General features: G+C 36.4%; 2 protein-coding genes. Both read left to right on the forward strand.

Translation table 11 applies throughout. The features are described from left to right. Positions 1 to 313 precede the first annotated feature (313 nt). Positions 314 to 895: an AAA family ATPase gene (locus tag HDE70_RS27090; RefSeq protein ID WP_183892403.1), complete on the forward strand. Its 582-nt coding sequence runs from the start codon at positions 314 to 316 to the stop codon at positions 893 to 895. Then, positions 882 to 1070 (forward strand): hypothetical protein, encoded by a 189-nt coding sequence (locus HDE70_RS27095; RefSeq protein ID WP_183892404.1) that lies wholly within the window; start codon positions 882 to 884, stop codon positions 1068 to 1070. Before HDE70_RS27090 ends, HDE70_RS27095 begins: the two co-directional genes overlap by 14 nt. Positions 1071 to 1615 lie beyond the last annotated feature (545 nt).

Genomic DNA, 1615 nt, shown 5'->3' on the forward strand with positions numbered 1-1615 from the left:
CCAAATCTTAAAGAAAGCCTGTAGGAAACTACAGGCTTTTCTTGTTATAGGACATTTTTTATTAAACAGGATAAGCCCTGTCCTGATATAACCAGATATCTATAACCTGTAGTGTGGGGGGATTCGAACTTCCGGACTGATCGGATCCTGCATCAATAGAAACTTCAATACTACTTCTGGACTTTGAGAAAGATAATTTCTATCTTTAATTTGATGAAACGATCAATCCTCTATGTGCGGGGCAATATGCAATTGACATTTTTGATGGGACAGGTATTATCTGTTCAGTTCTCCGATAGAAAGGCTGGATCCCTTGGCTAATCTTTATATTATAGCTGGTTGCAATGGTGCAGGTAAAACTACTGCGAGTAATACCATCCTGCCAGAAATCTTAAATTGTATGGAGTTTGTGAATGCTGATAACATTGCATGCGGTTTATCTCCTTTTAATCCTGAAAGCGTAGCTTTTGAAGCAGGTAGAATTATGCTCGGGCGTATTCGTGAATTAATGGCAGCCAGGATTGATTTTGGATTTGAAACTACATTGGCTAGCCGAAGTTATGTTGCCCTGGTTAAACAGGCAAAACAGATGGATTACAAGATTAGTCTGCTGTACTTTTGGCTAAGCTCACCAAATCTGACCGTAGAGCGTGTTGCTAAGCGGGTGAGCAATGGAGGGCATCACATTCCTTCGGATGTAATAGAGCGCAGATATTACCGGGGTATTCATAATTTATATAACCTGTATATGCCAGTATGTGATGAATGGACAATCGTAAACAACATAGATCTGGTACCTGAGGTAATTGCCAAGTCTGACAGCTTTGGAAAAACAATATTTAATCGCGAACTTTGGAATACTATCATTAGACAGCAAAATCATGGAAAGACCTGATTCTTTAATTCAAGATGGCACTTTTACCGATAAGGTAATGGTTGGTCTCAAAAAAGCTTTACGTAAGCTGGCTAAGGAAGCTGCTATAAATAATGAAGAACTTGTTATTGGTGATAAGGAGGGAAATACTAAATCTGTTCCTGCCAGGGATCTGCTGAAGACATTATCTAAATAGTTATCATCTGATAAGCTGTTAATCCATTACTATCTATTTCTTCTCTAATATTTATTCCTCTCAGGGTATCAATACTATTCTTTTATTGGCTTTAACTTATAATAATCTTATTCCCGTTGCTCGTTTTAGCATTTTCTGCTGTGCTGTATGACTAGCTTTGATTATTATTCTTCCTGTTTACTTAATCTTTCGATAAAAAAATAGTGCTTAATAGGCTGAATTGGGAAGATTCATGGAATTTAGTCTAATACATGATATTGATTTTTAGTTGATTTTTCTGCTAAAAATGGGGTTTATGAGTTCCTGTGATATTTAGTTTAAAGTTTTTATGGTTGTAAACCATGCAGTTAGGGAATGTATACAATTATTAGTGCGTTATTGTTTGGTAGGTGGGTTTATTTTCCTACTTTTGCATCCCGCTTCGGAGGAAGGGAAACAGAGAAAAAGATAAGTGCTGAGGATTGAAAGGATGTAAAGTAGAAGTGTTGTTAAGCTTCAGAAAGGAATTCAAACTTTCTAAAAATAAAAAAGAAAAAGCTTGACAA

It is taken from the genome of Pedobacter cryoconitis, from assembly GCF_014200595.1.
GTDB classification, from domain to species: domain Bacteria; phylum Bacteroidota; class Bacteroidia; order Sphingobacteriales; family Sphingobacteriaceae; genus Pedobacter; species Pedobacter cryoconitis_C.